Source organism: Thermosporothrix sp. COM3 (genome assembly GCF_059696735.1).
Window position 1 is genome coordinate 3,128,340 of the sequence record NZ_AP019376.1, and the last position, 15,745, is coordinate 3,144,084.

The 15,745-nt window shown below is 52.6% G+C and carries 16 protein-coding genes and 1 pseudogene; 9 read left to right on the forward strand and 8 right to left on the reverse strand.

Translation table 11 applies throughout. From position 1 onward, the window contains the following. Window positions 1–40: 40 nt before the first annotated feature. The 3 genes from KTH_RS13575 to KTH_RS13585 all read right to left on the reverse strand — a co-directional run bounded on the left by KTH_RS13575 (window position 41) and on the right by KTH_RS13585 (window position 1,900). Window positions 41–835, reverse strand: coding sequence for an ABC transporter permease (locus KTH_RS13575; RefSeq protein ID WP_281279011.1), 795 nt, complete (start codon window positions 833–835; stop codon window positions 41–43). Then, complete coding sequence (locus KTH_RS13580) at window positions 836–1,621, reverse strand: ATP-binding cassette domain-containing protein (RefSeq protein ID WP_111324083.1); 786 nt, start codon at window positions 1,619–1,621, stop codon at window positions 836–838. It abuts the gene before it with no gap. Window positions 1,622–1,768: 147 nt separating this feature from the next. Then, entirely contained in the window at window positions 1,769–1,900 is a 132-nt protein-coding gene (locus KTH_RS13585) for a hypothetical protein (protein ID WP_281279012.1), read from the reverse strand. A gap of 200 nt (window positions 1,901–2,100) precedes the next feature. Between KTH_RS13585 and KTH_RS13590 the strand changes: the two genes are divergently transcribed. The 5 genes from KTH_RS13590 to KTH_RS13610 all read left to right on the forward strand — a co-directional run bounded on the left by KTH_RS13590 (window position 2,101) and on the right by KTH_RS13610 (window position 9,220). Beyond that, window positions 2,101–3,135, forward strand: a complete 1,035-nt coding sequence (locus KTH_RS13590) for a MarR family winged helix-turn-helix transcriptional regulator (RefSeq protein WP_497619351.1) — start codon at window positions 2,101–2,103, stop codon at window positions 3,133–3,135. Window positions 3,136–3,651: 516 nt separating this feature from the next. Continuing rightward, window positions 3,652–4,935: an MFS transporter gene (locus tag KTH_RS13595; RefSeq protein WP_111324040.1), complete on the forward strand. Its 1,284-nt coding sequence runs from the start codon at window positions 3,652–3,654 to the stop codon at window positions 4,933–4,935. A gap of 705 nt (window positions 4,936–5,640) precedes the next feature. Then, window positions 5,641–6,594, forward strand: coding sequence for an alpha/beta hydrolase (locus KTH_RS13600; protein ID WP_111324041.1), 954 nt, complete (start codon window positions 5,641–5,643; stop codon window positions 6,592–6,594). A gap of 791 nt (window positions 6,595–7,385) precedes the next feature. Further along, window positions 7,386–8,213 carry a MerR family transcriptional regulator gene (locus KTH_RS13605; protein WP_111324042.1) on the forward strand — a complete coding sequence of 276 codons (828 nt, stop codon included), beginning with the start codon at window positions 7,386–7,388 and terminating at the stop codon, window positions 8,211–8,213. A gap of 143 nt (window positions 8,214–8,356) precedes the next feature. Further along, window positions 8,357–9,220, forward strand: a complete 864-nt coding sequence (locus tag KTH_RS13610; RefSeq protein ID WP_111324084.1) for an NAD(P)H-binding protein — start codon at window positions 8,357–8,359, stop codon at window positions 9,218–9,220. A gap of 775 nt (window positions 9,221–9,995) precedes the next feature. Here the strand turns inward: KTH_RS13610 and KTH_RS13615 are convergent. Together KTH_RS13615 and KTH_RS13620 are read right to left on the reverse strand one after the other, a co-directional pair. Next, entirely contained in the window at window positions 9,996–10,913 is a 918-nt protein-coding gene (locus tag KTH_RS13615; RefSeq protein ID WP_497619355.1) for an SDR family oxidoreductase, read from the reverse strand. 58 nt (window positions 10,914–10,971) lie between these two features. Further along, window positions 10,972–11,127 carry a hypothetical protein gene (locus KTH_RS13620; protein WP_497619357.1) on the reverse strand — a complete coding sequence of 52 codons (156 nt, stop codon included), beginning with the start codon at window positions 11,125–11,127 and terminating at the stop codon, window positions 10,972–10,974. Between the two features lie 108 nt (window positions 11,128–11,235). On the opposite strand from KTH_RS13620, the gene KTH_RS13625 reads away from it, so the two are divergent. Further along, the gene (locus KTH_RS13625) at window positions 11,236–12,075 is read left to right on the forward strand and encodes a helix-turn-helix transcriptional regulator (protein ID WP_497619359.1); all 840 of its coding nucleotides are present in this window, start codon (window positions 11,236–11,238) and stop codon (window positions 12,073–12,075) included. Window positions 12,076–12,370: 295 nt separating this feature from the next. Here KTH_RS13625 and KTH_RS13630 read toward each other — a convergent pair. Together KTH_RS13630 and KTH_RS13635 are read right to left on the reverse strand one after the other, a co-directional pair. After that, window positions 12,371–12,595: pseudogene (locus KTH_RS13630) on the reverse strand (MmyB family transcriptional regulator); the annotation flags it as partial. Between the two features lie 70 nt (window positions 12,596–12,665). Beyond that, window positions 12,666–13,004, reverse strand: a complete 339-nt coding sequence (locus KTH_RS13635) for a helix-turn-helix domain-containing protein (RefSeq protein ID WP_497619361.1) — start codon at window positions 13,002–13,004, stop codon at window positions 12,666–12,668. 128 nt (window positions 13,005–13,132) lie between these two features. Here KTH_RS13635 and KTH_RS13640 point away from each other — a divergent pair, with 128 nt between their 5' ends. Together KTH_RS13640 and KTH_RS13645 are read left to right on the forward strand one after the other, a co-directional pair. Continuing rightward, window positions 13,133–13,810 carry a TIGR03560 family F420-dependent LLM class oxidoreductase gene (locus tag KTH_RS13640; protein WP_497619363.1) on the forward strand — a complete coding sequence of 226 codons (678 nt, stop codon included), beginning with the start codon at window positions 13,133–13,135 and terminating at the stop codon, window positions 13,808–13,810. 77 nt (window positions 13,811–13,887) lie between these two features. Continuing rightward, window positions 13,888–14,082, forward strand: a complete 195-nt coding sequence (locus KTH_RS13645; RefSeq protein ID WP_497619365.1) for a hypothetical protein — start codon at window positions 13,888–13,890, stop codon at window positions 14,080–14,082. A gap of 58 nt (window positions 14,083–14,140) precedes the next feature. Here KTH_RS13645 and KTH_RS13650 read toward each other — a convergent pair whose 3' ends face one another. Beyond that, window positions 14,141–14,329, reverse strand: coding sequence for a hypothetical protein (locus tag KTH_RS13650; RefSeq protein ID WP_497619367.1), 189 nt, complete (start codon window positions 14,327–14,329; stop codon window positions 14,141–14,143). Between the two features lie 231 nt (window positions 14,330–14,560). Here KTH_RS13650 and KTH_RS13655 point away from each other — a divergent pair, with 231 nt between their 5' ends. Next, window positions 14,561–15,685, forward strand: a complete 1,125-nt coding sequence (locus KTH_RS13655; RefSeq protein ID WP_497619369.1) for an NADH-quinone oxidoreductase subunit D — start codon at window positions 14,561–14,563, stop codon at window positions 15,683–15,685. The last annotated feature ends 60 nt before the right edge of the window (window positions 15,686–15,745 follow it).

Below are 15,745 nucleotides of genomic sequence, written 5' to 3' on the forward strand. Positions count from 1 at the left end.
AATCGTCGATGATAAAGAGTAGCGATAGTGTGACCTCTTTTCACATGCGCTTTTTGTATGCCCTCATCGCAAAGAAGTAGGCCACAACCAGAATCCCGATGCACCAGGCAAGCGCTATCCATATCGACTGAGACACAGGCTGTCCAGTGAGCAGCGCCCGAATGGTTTCCACAATCGCCGTCACTGGCTGATTTTCGGCAAAGACCCTGACGACAAATGGCATCGATTGTGTTGGCACAAACGCCGAGCTAATAAAGGGCAGGAAGATCAGGGGATATGAAAAGGCGGTCGCGCCGTCTATCGATTTGGCGGTCAGTCCAGGGATCACCGCGACCCAGGTTAGAGCCAGCGTCAACAACGCAAGGATACCCAGAACGGCAAGCCATGCCAGAAGACCCGCCGACGAACGAAAGCCCATGATCAACGCCACAAGCACGATGACCGCCACCGAAATCGCGTTGGAGACCAGCGAGGTCAGCACATGTCCCCACAGCAGGGTAGAGGGGGCTATTGGCATCGAGCGAAAGCGCTCCACGATCCCTTTCTGCACATCAGTAAACAAGCGGAACGCGGTGTAAGAAACCCCGCTTGCAATCGCCATCAATACGATCCCGGGTAAGAGGTAATTGACATAGTTCCCTGTCCCGGTTTGAATAGCACCTCCGAAGACATACACGAAGAGCAACATCATCGCAATCGGCGTGATCGTGACTGTGATGATGGTATCCAGGCTGCGGAAAATGTGGCGCATCGAACGGCCAACCATCACGCTCATATCGCTGAAAAAGTGGTTCTGGATCCGGGTTTGCGGGGGAGTTCTCGGTGACATTTCCATTTATCGGTACTCCTTTTTGCCAATGATGGCAAGAAAAATCTCTTCCAGGGTCGGCTGTTTTTCCACATACTCCACCTGAGCCGGGGGAAAGAGCTTTTTGAGCTCCATGAGCGTGCCACTGGCAAGAATCTTGCCCTCATGGAGAATCGCAATATGGTCAGCAAGCTGTTCCGCCTCTTCCAGGTACTGCGTGGTCAAGAAGACGGTGGTGCCCCCATCGGCAAGCGTCTTCACCTCTTTCCACACCTCCATGCGGGCTTCGGGGTCCAAGCCGGTGGTTGGCTCATCAAGGAACAGGATCGGCGGTGTTCCCACCAGACTCATGGCCAGGTCAAGCCTGCGGCGCATCCCGCCTGAATATGTTGATGCCCTGCGGTTGGCAGCATCGGTTAAGCCAAAGCGGGCCAACAACTCATCAGCCACCTGACGTGGCTGTTTGAGGTGTCGAAGTCGAGCGATCAGAATGAGGTTTTCTCGCCCGGTCAACATCTCATCCACAGCGGCAAACTGCCCGGTGAGACTGATGGATTGCCGGACGCGGGCAGGCTCTGAGGCGACATCAAAACCATTGACGATGGCTGTTCCACTGTCCTGTTTGAGGAGCGTGGTGAGGATTTTGACCAGCGTGGTCTTGCCTGCGCCGTTGGAGCCAAGCAGGGCAAAAATACTGCCCTGTTCCACAGCGAAATTCACCCCTTTTAAAACATCCAGATTTTTGTATGATTTCTGTATGTCTGTAACCTGAATAGCAGTGCTTTGCACAATCTTCTCCTTTAGAACAGGCATCTTCGAGACAGAGAGTTGTTGTCCATTGCCCTTCGTTTGCATAACTTGTTCTTCACTTTCCGTTGCCAGGAGAGTTCTGTGATGCTCTCTCCTCATTTTTCGGTTCTCGGTTGGTTACTGCCTTCATCAATGAGGATAGAATTTGAACTATCGTGGTCTCGCCTGTGCCGCCAGAACCAGGAACGCAAAAATCACCTCCGTGGTCCCGGCCCGGTCGATGACGCCAAGCGTTACAGTCGCCGGACGCTTGGCACTATGCTCGCGTTTCAAGATCGTCATGGCACGTGAGACCTTTGCATGGTATACTGTATTTTACTGATTAGATTAGTGAATACTAATTACGTCATCTGATTTAATCAGTAAAAACTTGAAAATTTAAGTGACTCAATCACTTAAATAAAGAATACACGGAGGAACAGACATTGTCAAGAGGTTCTCAGAGAAATCGAAGGGAGATGCTCGGAGCACTCAAGCAAGAATTGAGGAAGATCAATGGCTTTGGTGCTTCCTTCTTCCGGGTGGCTGCGACTCGGACCGAGATGGCGGCTGACACAGACATTCAGGTACTGGACATTCTGGATCTGGCCGGTGACGTTTCTGCTGGTCAACTCGCCGAGCTTCTGGGAATGACGACAGGCGCAACTGCCAGGATCCTTAACCGGCTGGAAGAGGCCGGGCTTGTGCGCCGGGAACGTGACCCGAACGATGGCCGCAGAGTCATTGTCCGCCTCGAAAGAGACAAGGACGACATGGCCAGGCTTAGCCCTATGTTTGATGCTCTTGGGAAGACATGGGAGGAACTGGTATCGGATTACGATGATGAGCAGATTGCTTTTCTTCTCGCGTTTCTCACGCGCCTCAACACGAGCACCGGGAAGGAAATTCTCCGATTGCAAGAAGCTCCCTCAAGTGAGGAGAAAATCTTCTCCGCGCCGCTTGAAGGTCTCTCCAGTGCCCGGCTTGTTGTTCCCACCTCTATTCAGTTGGTCTTGCGTGCGAGCGAAGGGATAGGCGAACTTTACCAGGCCCGCTTTGAGGGAGCGGTGCCAAACGTTGTGACCAAAAACGGAGTAGTCACGCTCCGCTATCCACGGCGTCTATTGGGGTTGGTTGGAGAGCAGCGTGAGGCCGCGTTCACGCTCAATGCCGCCATCCCGTGGCAGATTGTGATCCAGGGTGGGGGATCAGATATCACCGCCGAGTTGGGCAATCTCAAGCTCGCCTCCTTCGAGATCAAGGGGGGCGGAAGCAAGGTTCACCTGGCGCTTCCTGTGCCCTCTGATGTGGTTCCTATACGGATCAGTGGAGGAGGATCAGAAATCATGCTTCGACGGCCTGCCGGCGTCGCCGTACGAGCGATTCTCAAAGGTGGGGGCTCCACATTTGTCCTCGATGGTCAATCCTCTATGCGCAACAATGTGTGGTTGCAAAGCGATGGTTTCGAGCCAACGGCCCCATATTACAGCATCGAAGTTATAAGCTCCGGAAGCATGGTCACTATCACCTCTGATTGAGGCTTTGGGGGTCAGCACATCCAACCCCCCTTGTGGACGCAGATAGGGGGAATGATGCTCTAAGGCCAGGGATGATGACCCTTCTTTACGACAAGGAATGACAGGTGTTATAATAGAGGCAATAAGATACTAAGAGGGCGAAAGAAACAATGCTTGACAGACAGAAATGGCTTGTGATAGAGTGATCACAACTTTTCAGAAAGCAAACAGCAAATATATCAATGAAGCAAGGATGGAATGTTGACATCCTCTCTAACAAACACTCATTGTCAGCATTCTTGCTCATTGTGCGAATGGGTTCGCGTCGCATAGGGCGCACGGCGAGGAAAGAGACAAACTCTCCCATATCCACGCTTTGTGGACACCCATAATCTCTTTTTCTCCGTAATACTCATTCGTAAACAGGTGTGCAGCGTATCATCGCGCGAGACAGCTCAAGCTTGTTTGAAAAGGTTCATGCTACTGCTTCGCCTGGAAGTAGTAGGATAAACTTTTTTGCAAAGGTAGAGCTTCTCTATGCATAAGTCTGTTCGTTCTACGAACTCGAACACACCTGTAGGTCGCATGTCTCTTGTACTGCTTCTCGTGATCGCACTCCTGAACACTATGGGGATGACGATTATTATCCCTCTTGTTCCGTTTCTCACGTTACAGTACCTGGCTCATCCGACGAATCTTGCTGTCATCATGGGATGGCTTACCGCAGTTTATGGAATCTGCCAGTTGATCGCTGCGCCGGTTTTGGGTGTGCTTTCTGACCGTTTCGGGCGACGTCCCATACTCTTCATCTGTCTGCTTGGTTCCGCGTTCGGCTATCTCATCTTCGGTCTGGGCGGAGCGCTCTGGCTGCTCTTCCTCGGGCGCATCATCGATGGCCTGACAGGTGGCAACATCAGCATTTTGTTCGGCTATATCGCTGATATCACAGAACCACAGGCCCGTGGTAAGTACTTCGGCTGGTTGGGTGCTGCGGCAAGCATCGGTTCTCTCATGGGTCCTGCTGTTGGTGGACTGTTGGCCACGCTCAACGATCGCGCTCCCTTTCTTGTTGCCGCTGGTCTGCTCCTGCTTACGCTCGTCTGGGGGTACTTCTTGCTCCCGGAGAGTCTGGACAAAGAGCATCGTATCACCTCCATTTCTGTGAGCGAACTCAATCCCTTGAAACAACTGGTGTCCGCATTTCGTTGGGCAAATGTGCGCTGGCTCTTGCTGGCCTGGTTCTTGTATGCGCTCCCGGTGAGCATGTTACAGACGACGCTCACAGTCTTAATGAAAGACTGCCTTGGCTTCAATGCAACGCAGGCCGGTCTCGTTGTGACTCTGGTTGGAGCGGTAGATATTCTCGTACAGGGTGTGTTGGTTGGCTGGTTCCTTGCTATGTTGGGAAACATCCGGCTCGGTCTCATTGCTTTTGTGCTGGTTGGTATCAGCTACCTTATACTTGGCTCCATCGCGTTTTTCGCCACCCCACTTCTCTTGCTGGTCGGGGTGATGCTTTTTGCAGGTTCCGGGAGCCTTGTTGAAAACGCTCTGCGAGGTCTCATCTCTGAAATGGTTGGACGGCACGAGCAAGGTCGTGTGAGTGGAGCGACGCAATCGTTGCAATCGCTTGGATGGGTTGTCGGGCCATTGCTTGGCGGTTTCGTATACACTGCATGGGGACCTTTTCAAGCATATGCTTCAGCTTCATTCAGTATTGTCCTCGCCATGCTCTGTCTCTGGATTGCTCTGCCGCTTCTCCGGAGACGGAAGGCAAAAGAGCAAACCTACAATGAACAGGAGGCGAGCGAAGAGGACTGAAAAAGGAACGGAGGCGCGTGAGGTGTGCTCGCTCTTGGCTCATCGAGGAGAGGTGAAGGATGCTCATCCCGCGGCCGTTCCGTGTCGCGTATGGAGGAGTACTGAATCTCCTCCCAGACGGAAGCGGGCCTGATGGTACGCAAGAGAAAGGGCTATCACAAAAGTGATGGCTCTTTTCTTCTCCGAGCAGGCGTGGTGAGCGGAGACGGAAGCGATGGCTCCGATGTCATGGCTTGACTTGTATGTTCATGCCATGGTTCCGGAAGATGTTGTTGTTCCGTTCCAAGGTGATATATAATAAAAGCTCTCTGTCTTGTTTTGCGGAAATAGCACTTATAGCTGAAAAATGCTTTGAGCAATGATTAGGTTTATAAAAAATTTTAATGGTGTTGTGCTATTTATATCTTCTATTCTGAATTGGGAGTGAAGCGAGGAATTTTTAGCCTGAAGAGAGTACACTCATTCCTTGACAAAAATGCTATAGTCTTTATCGCTATCATTCATAAATTCGCAACGAAAGAACTATTTATAAAGTACGAGGTATATCGAGACAAAAACTGCTGTGAGCAATATAGAGTAGATGAGCCTTCGTCAGATACAATGTGCTCTGTTTGTCGCTCGCTGCATCGATCCTTTTTTTGTCTGTACTGGTGCTTGCTTATAAGTCACCGGTGACTGTGTTTTTGGATGTGAAAGGACTCTATTATGACAACCCGCCCCCTTGTTGATCCTGAGCTTGTTGCTCTACTTGATCAGCTTCCCTCCATAGAATTGAATGAAGCAATCATCAAGCAAGTGCGGACTATGACCCAGACCCAGAGGTTTTCTGATCTTCCCTCGTTCCCTGGTATAGAGGTGACTGAACACTTTGTGCCCGGTCCAGAAGGTGCGCCCGAGGTACGGGTACTACTCTACCAGCCAACAACAGAGATAAGGCCTGTGCCGGCCTTGCTCTGGATGCACGGAGGTGGTTATGTTATGGGATCTCCAGAGCAAGAAGATCTTATGGTGAAGAAAGTCGTATCGGTTCTTGGATGTGTGGCAGTTTCGGTAGGCTATCGTCTGGCTCCTGAGACACATCATCCCGGTCCTGTTGAGGACTGTTACGCCGCCTTACAGTGGCTGCATACCCATACAAGCAAACTGGGTGTCGATCCGGCCCGCATTGCCCTTGTAGGGAGTAGTGCAGGGGGAGGCTTGGCTGCTGCGCTTGGGTTGCTTGCTCGTGATCGGGGTGAAATTCCTCTGGCATTCCAGCTTCTGATTGCTCCCATGCTTGACGATCGTACCTGCATCATGGCAGAACCACATCCGTATACTGGAGAATTTATCTGGACCCGTGAGGCGAATCGCTTTGGCTGGACTTCTCTGTTAGGTCAGGAACCTGGTGGACCCGATGTGTCCCCCTATGCCGCAGCAGCCCGTGCTGAAGATTTGGAGGGTCTTCCTCCTACATTCATAAATGTGGGTGCATTGGATCTGTTTCTTGAAGAAGATCTGGAGTTTGCGCGTCGTCTCACCCGGGCAGGAGTGCCAACGGAGTTTCATATCTATCCCGGGGCTTACCACGGCTTCAGAATGGTTGCTGATGCACAGGTAACTCAGATCGCAGCTCGCGACCAGCTTACCGCATTGAAACGCGCCCTTCGTATTCAATAGAAAAGGCTTGTGGTTTTCAAAAAGGGATCAGATGGCCTGGCGAACGAGGGTAATCGTTTTTATCAGGCTATAACAGTCAAAGGAAAATCGAATAGTCAAGTATCCCCCTGGCTGGAGGCCTGACTTTTATACACAAATTATAAGGGGAGACAAGAAGCGAGATGAAAGCCCTCAAGCAGGGGTTGAATCCATATTCATCTCGCCCACAGCGTTTCTCAGCCTGCTGGGCCATCGTGAGATAGCCGCACTGGCGGGTAACTTCTCTCCAGAAAAGACGCTGCGGTCATGCTGGAAAGATTGGCCTGTGCGGCGACGACCGTGAGCAGATCCGCTTTAACGGCTTCACTGGCCAGACGATTTGGGCTGCTTGTTGGCCGTGGTTCATTGCGGGGACAAAAGCGTCATCACTCTAGCAGGAGGCCGACCTTCTCGGTTGGGGTTCTGAGCTGCTCGTACCAGAAAATGCGTGTGGATTTCTCGATAGGGGTGAAAGAGGTTTTGCAATAGACAGGTATGCATGCTGATGCGCTACTCCAGCGATTGGAGATCCTCGCTGCTTCCAGTCAGGACAACTCCAAGAGGGACTCAGGTAAGCGCATTGCTGTTTGCGGCTCATCTGGAAAATGCGTCCAATGCTTGTTGGATGGAATTGGGGTGATCCTGAGAAGTGAAGATGGTATGGAAGTTTTGTGTTATTCATGCTCCCCTCTTGACTTTCATCCTACCCGAAAGTTGTAAGATGCTAACAAGAGTTGTTCACCTGGTCTTGCAAACGGATAGGAAGAGATGAGATGTTAAAGATTCGCGATTTTGCTAAACTCGCTGAGGTCTCGATGACCACCCTGCGCTACTACGACGAGATTGGACTTCTCAGGCCGATTCATGTTGATCCTGATACTGGCTATCGGTTCTACACGATGGATCAGTTGCCACGTCTGCATCGCATTCTGGCCTTCAAAGAGCTTGGACTGGGACTTACACAGATCGCCAGGATTCTGGACGAAGGCATTTCTTCTGAAACCTTGCAAGGGATGTTGCAGCTCAGGCAGGCACAACTCCAGCAGCAGATTCAGGAGGAACGGGAGCAACTCGTGCGCATCGAAGCACGCTTGCGCTCCATTGAGCAGGGCAATTCTCTGCCGAGCTATGAAGTCGTGCTCAAAGCGGTCAAGCCGATCACCGGAGTCTCTCTCCGCCTGACAACGGCTGATCTGGTGTATCAGGCGCACTGGGTTGACGAAATCTCCATTATGTTGAAACGCTATGGAGTCAATCCTATCGATCATCTGCTTGTCCTTCATGCTCAGAGCGAGGACGAACAGCCTCTCAGTTCTGTGGAGATTGTCGCCCCTGTTGACCCGAGAGTGGTCAATCCTCTGATTATACGGAGTGAGGGGCGGCTGACACGCTGCTCTTTACCTGCTGTTCCCTATATGGCGAGTACACTCCATTATGGACCACCCTCGCTGGTGCTCTCGGCCTATCAAGCATTGGGAACCTGGATGGAGAACAATGGCTACACCATTGTTGGACCACGCCGCAAGATTCGCCTGCGCCGGGGAGACAATCTTGACGACGCGCTCACCGAGATTCAGTTTCCAGTTGAGAAAGTGGGATAAACGAGAGGCAGTCTGATCTCTGAGCAATGAAAGGAGCGAACAGGAAAGTACATACGTTCGAAAAGAGAAGAGTACATACTGATGACAGTATTCCACTGGATAGACAGAGTGAGAAGTACATCAAAGAGAAACAGGAGGTTATCATGATTATTGTAACTGGAGCCAACGGCCAGCTTGGTCGAGCGATAGTGGAACGGCTGCTTACTCGTATTCCCGCCGGGCAAATCGGTGTGAGTGTTCGCAACCCGGAGAAGGCGCAAGAACTGAAAGAGCAGGGCGTTCGCGTCCGCAGGGGAGATTACAACGACCCTATAAGCCTCGCCCATGCCTTTGAGGGGGCATCGCAAGTACTCATCGTGTCATGCGACAGCCTCGGTGAGGCAGCAGTTCGCCAGCATTGCACGGCTATCGACATAGCGAAGTTGGCCGGCGCCCGCAGGATTCTCTACACAAGCCATATGGCTTCGTCCCCAACATCGCTCTTCCCTCCTATGGTTGATCATGCCGCCACCGAGGCAGCACTTCGGGCTTCAGGTGTGGCCTTTACCGCGTTGCGTAACGGTTTCTACGCGGCATCAGTGCTCATGTTGCTCGGCGACGCCCTGAAGACGGGGGAGCTGGTTGCTCCGGCGGATGGGCCGGTTTCCTGGACTGCTCACGCTGACCTGGCCGAAGCGGCGGCGATTGCCCTCAGCGAGGAGTCCCTTGACGGTGTGACTCCTGATCTGACAGCCACCGAAGCTATCGACCTGGACGGCATCGCAGCTATTGCCTCGGAGCTGACGCACCGCCCAATCCGTCGGATCGTGGTACCGGATGCGCAGTATCGGGATAGCCTGATCGCCCACGGTCTCTCAGAGGAGAGGGCTGATATGTATGTGGGGCTCTTCCAAGCGAGCCGACGGGGCGAATTTAACCGGGTTGACCCGACTCTTGCCCGTATCATCGGCCGACCGCCGATGTCCTTGCGGGCCGCGCTTTCGGCGGCGATCTCATCGGCGAGATGATGCTTCGGTTCTGGTGGAAGTGCAGTGGCTCTACTGGTAGGGTCGAACCGTCGGGGTATCGCGTGCTACAATCAAACGCTCTGTGAAACATCAACGAGAAACGGGGATTTGGCTTCACAACCGCTTCTCCGGTTTTCCGGTAACCAAAGGAAATACCTTACGATGAAGGTCGTGGAGCCAACCGGAAGCCAACTCATCTGGGTGTAGCGGTTGGTATTCGTGCAACGCCAGATGACATAAGTCAATGACCTCCCGCGAAAGCAGGAGGCTTGTGTCTGGACTCAACCGCAGCACAGGAAACTGCACCGTGCCGAAGGTGGTAAACCATACAGAACCGTCATATACGCTCTGCTTTGACTCCGATACACCAAGGACAAGTGACACGTGTCCCTTTCTCGCCCAGCAGGACCGGGCGAGAAGCGCTTTCAGCGCGATATTTCTTGCCCCACCAGATCAGCATGTAAGGCGTACTGGCAGTTCTGACAGACAAAGAGCACGCTCTTGCTCGGTCGGTTCTCTCTGGTAGTATGCCTGCATATTCGTCCTTCAAGGAGAGCACCGTTGCTGCAATATAGCGAGAAGCGGGCTGCAATGAACGGACAATGGGAGATGGTTTGACTCCCAGTCGCTTTTCAAGCAGAAGAGAGACAATATGTTTGCCATTGAGTAAGTACCCGGAGGATGCGGAAAGAGGAAGCCGGGGGTTTACGTGGCCCGGCAGCACGGATATGAAAAAGAACAGTGCGTTTTCCTGGAAACTCCTGGTGTGAAACGGTCAACGCAATTTTGACCATGCCTCGTTCGTGAAGTAGTAATCGCCGTCGAGATCCGCCAGCAAACCGGGTTGCACGGGGTGCCATCCCAACCGTTGTCGGGTCAGCGTGCTCGATGCCGGGAGGTCCAGTGAGAAGATATGCCCGATCCAGCCGAAGTGTGAGCCCGCTTCCTCGAGAGGCAGAGAGACAGCCGGAACGCCCAGGCGGCGGGAAATGACGCCTGCGATCTCGCGCACTGGCACCCCTTCGTCTGCGACCGCATGCAACACTGATCCTGCCGGGGCTTGCTCCAGTGCCAGGCAGAAGAGGTGTGCGGCATCAAGCCGGTGCACAGCGGGCCAACGATTCGAGCCGTCGCCTGGGTACGCCGATATGCCTTTCGTACGAGCAACGCTGATGAGGGTCGGGACAAAACCGTGATCGCCCTCGCCATGTGTCGTTGGCGGCAGTCGTACGATTGACACGCGCACACTACGCGAGGAAAGTTCCAGCGCCGCTTCTTCCGAGGCAACACGATACCCCCCAACTGAGCCAGGAGATGCTGCGTCCTCCTCCGTCCCAAGACGGCCCGGTTGGAGAAGACCAGTAGCGGAGGTCACGACAAATGGGCGGCCGGAGCCAGCAAGTTCTGCACCAAGCGCCTTGATAGCATGCATATCCGCTTCACCGCCCCTCGCGAGATCGGAAGATGTCGTGAAGTAGGCGGTATGAATGACGCCGTCGGATGCCGCTGCTCCGCTGCGCAGGCTGTCAAGATCATCGAGGGAACCGCGATGTACCTGTGCACCGATAGATGCGAGCGATGTGGCAGCGGCATCTGAGCGAGCCAGGCCGAGGACCTGATGCCCGGTAGCTAAAAGCTCGCGGACGATAGCCGAGCCAATATATCCGGTTGCGCCGGTAACAAAAACTTTCATGGGAAATTCCTCCATCATAACGTAGGGGTAGGATTTTGATCGTGTGACCCCCTACACATTAAGTCAGGTGATACTGTATGACTACTTGTATCGTTGCCTGTATACGCGTCGGTCCGGCAAGCGATGCAGCCAGCATCACGCCCTTTGACAAGCGTTCCTTGACCGAATAGGTATCGATATCATGCTCTTGTCGCGCAAGCGTTGTTTTCGACACATCGGAAGTGTATACTACGAGTGATCCCAGAACAAGATGAGTGTTGATCCTAGGAGTGAGACTCCTATGGTTCCGCAACAAGGCGGATACAAGAGAGAGAGAGGAATAATGGGACGAGAACAAGAGACCCAGCGCTTGCAAGAACTGGGAGATTTTCTGCGCACCAGGAGGGCTCGGTTGGCTCCCGAAGACGTGGGCATGCCGAGAGGAAGCAGACGGCGAGCCCCAGGACTCAGACGCGCAGAAGTCGCCCAATTGGCAGGCATCAGTGTGGACTGGTATACCTGGTTGGAGCAGGGACGCCCAATTAGCGTTTCGACGCAGGTCTTAGAAAGTCTCGTGCAGGCCTTACGCTTGAATGCCGATGAGCGAGCGCACCTCTTCTTCTTAGCGCGCCAACAACCTCCTCCAGCGAGGGCCATGGAGCCTGAAACTGTGAGTCCGGCGTTACAGCTCTTCCTCGATCATCAAGGTCTCAGTCCAGCCTTTGTGACAGGACGACGATGGGATGTGGTGGCCTGGAACGAAGCTGCCCGCGTCGTCTTTGGCGATTATGAGCAGATGAGCGCCCACGAACGCAACTCTGTCTGGCGAATGTTTACTTCTCCAACGTATCGGCAATTTCTTGTCGATTGGGAAGGGCATGCGCGACGGCTTTTAGCCCAATTCCGTGCCATGTGTGGTCGCTATCCTGGTGACCCCTGGTTGACAGAGTTGATCCAAGATCTGATGATTGCCAGCCCTGAATTTCGGGCCTGGTGGCCCGATCATGAGGTGCTCAGTGCGTCAGAAAGCCACAAAATGTTCAATCATCCACAATTAGGCTCTCTCGTGTTTGAGCTTGTCACGTTTCAGGTGTCTGACGCCCCAGATCTCACAGTGACTGTATACATCCCGTTGGACGAAGCAGATACACCAGCCAAGATCTCCCAACTGCTCTCTTCGTGATCAAGCGTCTATTTTTCCTCTATTTTGTGGATATGTGAAATGGGGCAGACGCGCCCCCTTTTCTTTTTGTTGCCAGAATGATATGAGAACGCTAGCTGAGCGTCCTATCTTCGTCGGGAATGGAAGAGAGGGCTTGTGCAAGTCTGGTAGCTGTTGCGGGTGTTGCTGAATAGATCTTGAGGCGAGCACTGGAAAACAGGGATTGGAAAGAGAGGTGATCGAACTCCAGCAAGCCAAGCGTCGGGTGTTGGATGCGACGCAGCCCATCGGATAAAGGGTAGATATTTTGCTGATCCTACCAGAGACGAAACAGTGGGCTGCTCTGTTGAAGAGCCTCGATAAGCTCTTGAAATAGGGCATCATCTGAATTGTGAGCGAAATCAGCTCGAAATTGTGCCACCAGACTTTGTGTCTGTTGTTCCCACTCTTGCTGATGGGAAGCTTGCCCGCGCTGAAAGAACCGCCAGATGATGTTGCGTGAATAGGGAAGGCATGGCTCATGAAAGCGGAAGATAAGCTCGGCAGCTCGATTCTATGCAAGCACATTCCAGCGCACCCCGATCAGAAACGCTGGATGGGGAGAGAGCGCGTCAAGAACGCGTTGCATCGCAGGAGTTACAGGCTCCTCTATGTGAGTTTTCTGAACAGGGATCTCTCCATGCGCCAGAAGAAAAAGATGTCGTTCTTCTGCAGGGGAGAGCCTGAGCCAGGCTAGAAAGGACCTGTTGTGAAGGATGAACATCCTGTCCCTGTTCAAGTAGCGTGTACCAGGAAACACCAATATTTGCCAGTTCAGCCACCTCTTCTCGTCTCAGACCCGGGGTACGGCGACGTTGACGGGAGGGTAGCCCAACATCCTCGGGCTGAAGGCGGGAACGGTGTGAGCGTAAGAATGCGGCCAGAGCTTCCCGACGTTCTCTTTCATCCATAGTTTTGGTTCCTTATCCTACCAGTCTGCATCATAGGATTATGACACGCTGGCTAAGCAGCATGTCCCTGCCTATACTAACAAAGCAGAAAACGGAAATCAATAGAAAGAGGGATCTGCTCTAAGACTTTGCAAATCGGCGTTGCTCTACCTCATGGAGGGGCAATGGAACTGGCTGCGATGCACGATCCAATAGAAGCCTATGAGGCAGTGACTCGTGTTGCTCAAGTAGCTGAGGAGGTAGGGTTTACATCCATCTGGCGCGCGGAGCACTATTACACAGTTCCATCTCCGTCACAGGCCTTTACCTTTGCATGTTGGACAACAACTGTCGCCATAGCCCGTGATACTCAGCGGATTCGGATAGGGCAACTGGTAACGTGCAACGGGTATCGGAATCCGGCTTTGCTGGCGAAAATGGCGAGTACAGTTGATGTACTCTCGCATGGTCGGCTGACCTTCGGGATAGGTGCGGGTTGGTATGAGCGAGAGTACCGCGATTATGGATGTGATTATCCCAATATCAACACTCGTTTGCGTCAACTTCGTGAGGCGGTACAGGTGATACGAACAATGTGGACACAAGAGGAAGCCGTTTTTGAGGGAAGGTATTATCAGGTGCACGGGGCAATTAATCAACCGAAAGGAGTGCAGAAGCCACATATTCCTTTGCTGATCGGGGGAAGCGGTGAGCAAGTTACGCTTAGCTGGTTGCCCTCTATGGAGGAGATGCATGCAATATCAATGGAGATGTGCCAACTATCCAGCGAAAGTTCGCGGTGCTCAAGCAACATTGTGAGGCTGTAGGACGAGCCTATGAGCATATTCATCGTACTATCACCGCATTTTGTTCTATCGCAGAAACTGATGAGGAGGCAAGGGCAATGGTCCAACCAGAGTTTTTCAACCTTCTCAAACGAATGGGTTTGTGTGTCCTTATGGGAAGCCCTGAAACTATTCGCAAGCAGCTCGCTGAGTTGGAGAATGTTGGTGTGCAGGAAGTAATTCTCAGCTTTCCTGATACCCTGCAATTGGATTCATTGCGTTTCTTCGCTCGCGAGATTATAGCGAATGCCTGATGTTTTCAGGCAACCTTATGAGAAATTATTATGGAGTGGACGTCGAGCGGACAGTATGTCAGGTCTGCTCAACTTCCTTCCCCCTGTTCCCACTAGATGGTATGCAGGTTCTCCGGATCTGATACCAGCGGATCGTGGTCGCAAGCGCTTCTTTCAGTGGTGTGGCATGCAGGCCGAAGGCCTGTTCAAAGACGCTCGAAATATTTCGTTCACCTGGCTCACAGCCTGTTGTCTTAGAAATCTGCACATACCCTTCTTTCCTCCCCCTGCTACGAATCCCGTATACGATGCTGTTTTCGGAAGGCGCGTGGCTGCTCTGGAAATTCTGCACCTTCTGACTCTCAGAGATGCACAACGGCTCATACATGTCTCTGAGAGGACGGAAATAGTATCCTGGCTTCCTTGCATCTTGCCTTTGTCGTGCCTATAATATGACTGTAATCATTTATGACTACAGTCATTAAAGGAGGAAGGACATATGAGCAAGCCAGTAGAAAACGTTGATCCAGTCTCTTCGCAAGAAATGCTATTGAACATGGGGCCGCAGCACCCGAGCACACACGGCGTCTTGCGGCTGATGCTGATGCTGGAAGGAGAGACCATTACAAGTTGTACCCCGGTGATCGGCTATCTGCATCGTGGCATTGAGAAAATACTTGAAAATCGAACTGTGATGGCCGGCATTCGCTATATGGATAATGTAGATTACCTATCCCCGATGATCCAGGAGACGGCCTATGTCGGCGCGGTTGAGCAGCTTATGGGTATTGAGCCTCCACGACGGGCGCAGTATATTCGATTGCTCACGAATGAGCTGCAACGTATCGCTAGCCATCTGGTAGCGGTTGGCTCCTTTGTGATGGATCTGGGAGCGACAACGCCGTTTCTATGGGCTTTCCGTCACCGCGAACTGATTCTGGATTTATTTGAGGCGCTTGGAGGAAGTCGCTTCAACGTGAACTATATGCGTGTTGGAGGAGTACTTCATGACCTTCCGTCCGGTTGGCTGAAGCGATGTGAAGAGTTCCTTGACTATATTGAACGTGAGATAGATGAGATGCAAGAGCTGGCTGAGGGAAGCGAGATCTTTCAGATACGCACAAAAGGAGTAGGCTACATTGATCCACAGCGGGCGCTTGCTTACGGGATGACAGGGCCGATTCTACGTGCGAGTGGCGTGGAATGGGACCTGCGTAAGCATCGGCCTTATATGGCATATCGTGAGGTTCCGGTCAAGGTACAAACGGGCCAGGAAGGTGACAGCTACGCTCGAAATCATGTGCGCCTGCTTGAAATACGCGAAAGTATTCGGCTCTGCCGGACCGCTTTGGAGAAGCTGCCCGGGGGGCCAATCTCGACCCGAACCCCTGTGATGCTGCGCCCACCACGCGGTGAAACCTATTTCGCTGTTGAAAGCAGCAAGGGAGAGCTTGGTGTTTATCTCATCAGTGATGGGAGTGAATTTCCCTGGCGTGTCAAGCTGCGCGGCCCATCGTTTACCAATCTTCAGATATTGCCAGAGTTGCTACGAGGCTATAAAATGAGTGATGTTGTTGCGATTCTGGGAAGCTTAGATGTTATCATGGGAGATGTTGACCGCTAGGCCCGCCTGGAATCTTCACACAGGACGGGGAGAATGGGATTACGAGAAAAAAATAAACAG

Excerpts from the sequence above, each read along its gene's own strand:
- KTH_RS13575 (WP_281279011.1), bottom strand. The coding sequence starts at position 835 with ATGGAAATGTCACCGAGAACTCCCCCGCAAACCCGGATCCAGAACCAC.
- KTH_RS13580 (WP_111324083.1), bottom strand. The coding sequence starts at position 1,621 with ATGCCTGTTCTAAAGGAGAAGATTGTGCAAAGCACTGCTATTCAGGTT.
- KTH_RS13585 (WP_281279012.1), bottom strand. The coding sequence starts at position 1,900 with ATGACGATCTTGAAACGCGAGCATAGTGCCAAGCGTCCGGCGACTGTA.
- KTH_RS13595 (WP_111324040.1), top strand. The coding sequence starts at position 3,652 with ATGCATAAGTCTGTTCGTTCTACGAACTCGAACACACCTGTAGGTCGC.
- KTH_RS13600 (WP_111324041.1), top strand. The coding sequence starts at position 5,641 with ATGACAACCCGCCCCCTTGTTGATCCTGAGCTTGTTGCTCTACTTGAT.
- KTH_RS13605 (WP_111324042.1), top strand. The coding sequence starts at position 7,386 with ATGTTAAAGATTCGCGATTTTGCTAAACTCGCTGAGGTCTCGATGACC.
- KTH_RS13610 (WP_111324084.1), top strand. The coding sequence starts at position 8,357 with ATGATTATTGTAACTGGAGCCAACGGCCAGCTTGGTCGAGCGATAGTG.
- KTH_RS13615 (WP_497619355.1), bottom strand. The coding sequence starts at position 10,913 with ATGAAAGTTTTTGTTACCGGCGCAACCGGATATATTGGCTCGGCTATC.
- KTH_RS13625 (WP_497619359.1), top strand. The coding sequence starts at position 11,236 with ATGGGACGAGAACAAGAGACCCAGCGCTTGCAAGAACTGGGAGATTTT.
- KTH_RS13635 (WP_497619361.1), bottom strand. The coding sequence starts at position 13,004 with ATGGATGAAAGAGAACGTCGGGAAGCTCTGGCCGCATTCTTACGCTCA.
- KTH_RS13645 (WP_497619365.1), top strand. The coding sequence starts at position 13,888 with ATGGTCCAACCAGAGTTTTTCAACCTTCTCAAACGAATGGGTTTGTGT.
- KTH_RS13655 (WP_497619369.1), top strand. The coding sequence starts at position 14,561 with ATGAGCAAGCCAGTAGAAAACGTTGATCCAGTCTCTTCGCAAGAAATG.